Annotated in this window: 3 protein-coding genes and 1 pseudogene; all 4 read right to left on the reverse strand. The window is 42.6% G+C overall.

Annotated elements, in window-relative coordinates:
- Nucleotides 1–356, reverse strand: a pseudogene (locus tag ACTIE0_RS07240) (hypothetical protein); the annotation flags it as partial.
- A gap of 53 nt (nucleotides 357–409) precedes the next feature.
- Nucleotides 410–670, reverse strand: coding sequence for a hypothetical protein (locus tag ACTIE0_RS07245; RefSeq protein ID WP_006623788.1), 261 nt, complete (start codon nucleotides 668–670; stop codon nucleotides 410–412).
- A gap of 41 nt (nucleotides 671–711) precedes the next feature.
- The gene (locus ACTIE0_RS07250; RefSeq protein WP_006668474.1) at nucleotides 712–1,056 is read right to left on the reverse strand and encodes a DUF5615 family PIN-like protein; all 345 of its coding nucleotides are present in this window, start codon (nucleotides 1,054–1,056) and stop codon (nucleotides 712–714) included.
- Between the two features lie 2 nt (nucleotides 1,057–1,058).
- Nucleotides 1,059–1,412 carry a DUF433 domain-containing protein gene (locus ACTIE0_RS07255; RefSeq protein WP_006623786.1) on the reverse strand — a complete coding sequence of 118 codons (354 nt, stop codon included), beginning with the start codon at nucleotides 1,410–1,412 and terminating at the stop codon, nucleotides 1,059–1,061.
- Nucleotides 1,413–1,597 lie beyond the last annotated feature (185 nt).

Raw genomic sequence — 1,597 nt, forward strand, 5'->3', positions numbered from 1 at the left:
ATCAACCGGTCGATAATCTCAGCTAATTCGGCATCGACCGCCCCAAACTTCACTTGTAGCATACTTTCTAGGAGCGATCGCTGTCCTTGCTGAACTCCTTGTTGGATACCTTCTTCCTTAACAGTTTGTAACCGTTGTAAATACAGGGGTGATAGTTCCATAATTAACTCTCTCTCTTCTGGGTCTAAATTTTGCCGCGCTTCTAGCATCGCGCGCAGGTTATACAGTAATTCTAGCGTGGTTTCTCGGGTGGGATTGTCTCCTGGTAGTTGATAGAGTTCTTGCAAGGCTTGTTTTTGGACTCTCCCCGTCCCCAAAATCCGCAACCATAGGGTTTCTGCTGTCGGCGGTAGTTGGTCATCCTATTATAGCTAAATGCTGAGAAACCGGGTTTCTATGGATATCTCGGTTAGGATACAGAAACCCTGACAGCAACCCGGTTTCTTTGATTCCACTCAACCTCAGACATTTCCAGAACTTGTTGGAGAGAGGCAGAGAGTTCAATAGGCATAAAATATGCGTTAGGATAGAGGTAATCTTCCCCTGATTCATCAATTATCCGCAGCATTTGATGACTATTCGCTTTTGAGTCGGGTAAGACTGGATAAATCTTGCGAACTTCTAGGGAAGCTGCATAGTCTGTATTTTTGATGCCAACAACAAAGTTCATTAGTTCATGGCTTTTCCTCTCATGGATAAAGCGGCGGCAGTTCAACATCCAATAAAAATTACTTGATTGGCGAAATCTTCTAATTCTCCCATTTTGGCGTAAACCTCTAACTCTTCGATCGCATAACCCATCGACACTTGAGGACTGAAAAAGAAAATTCCGGTAAACGCTTTACCTTGATTGACGCAATTTTTATCTAACACTAGAAAATCATGATTCGTGGTTACAAGAGGACGCTTTAGTTGCACATAAAGACTCAAAATTATTTCATCAATAGCACTACTATTATTGTCTTCTTGAGCGGTCATAACCTCAACCAATTTCAGTTGTAAACCAATCTTAATCGCTCGATGGAGTGGAGCATCGAAATAGTAATATATTGCCATTTTCATCCTGGCTGCTGCTGCCGTTTTTGCTGAAGCATTTGTTGAAAATCGGCAGTATGATGACCGACTCTCATTGTAATTAAATCAGCTTGCAGGTTCTGGATTTTTTCTTGTTCTTGAGCAATTTGAGCATCAATTTGGTGTTGATAGGTGTAGTAATAACTGAGGGCAGAATAAATGGCAGCGAGGGAAATTTCTGGGTGTTGAAAGTGCAGCTCTTCTGGACTCCAGCCGTGGGCGTGTTTTTCTTGAATCAGTTGGGCAACTGAAACGCGACTATTGGCAATAGTTGCCTGATTTTGAGCATCAATGTCTAGGTATTGCCAAGTTACCGGAGTATCGGTGATGAATGTCATATTGAGGATGGGGATATGGGTTGATACTAGGGGGTTACGACTATTATAGCCAAGTTGCCATAAACCGGGTTTCTATTACTATCTTTGTTAGGATATAGAAAGCGTGCGAGACGTTCAGGCATGAAATAGGGCTGCAATGCCCGAAATAACCGCCTGGTAGGGAATTCAGCCCCTTGGTTGAATAT

The sequence above is a fragment of the Limnospira sp. genome (genome assembly GCF_051859755.1).
Classification (GTDB): Bacteria; Cyanobacteriota; Cyanobacteriia; order Cyanobacteriales; family Microcoleaceae; genus Limnospira; species Limnospira fusiformis.

Bases quoted from the DNA above. Each gene is read 5' to 3' on its own strand.
- ACTIE0_RS07245 (WP_006623788.1), bottom strand. From the start codon at position 670: ATGAACTTTGTTGTTGGCATCAAAAATACAGACTATGCAGCTTCCCTA.
- ACTIE0_RS07250 (WP_006668474.1), bottom strand. From the start codon at position 1,056: ATGGCAATATATTACTATTTCGATGCTCCACTCCATCGAGCGATTAAG.
- ACTIE0_RS07255 (WP_006623786.1), bottom strand. From the start codon at position 1,412: ATGACATTCATCACCGATACTCCGGTAACTTGGCAATACCTAGACATT.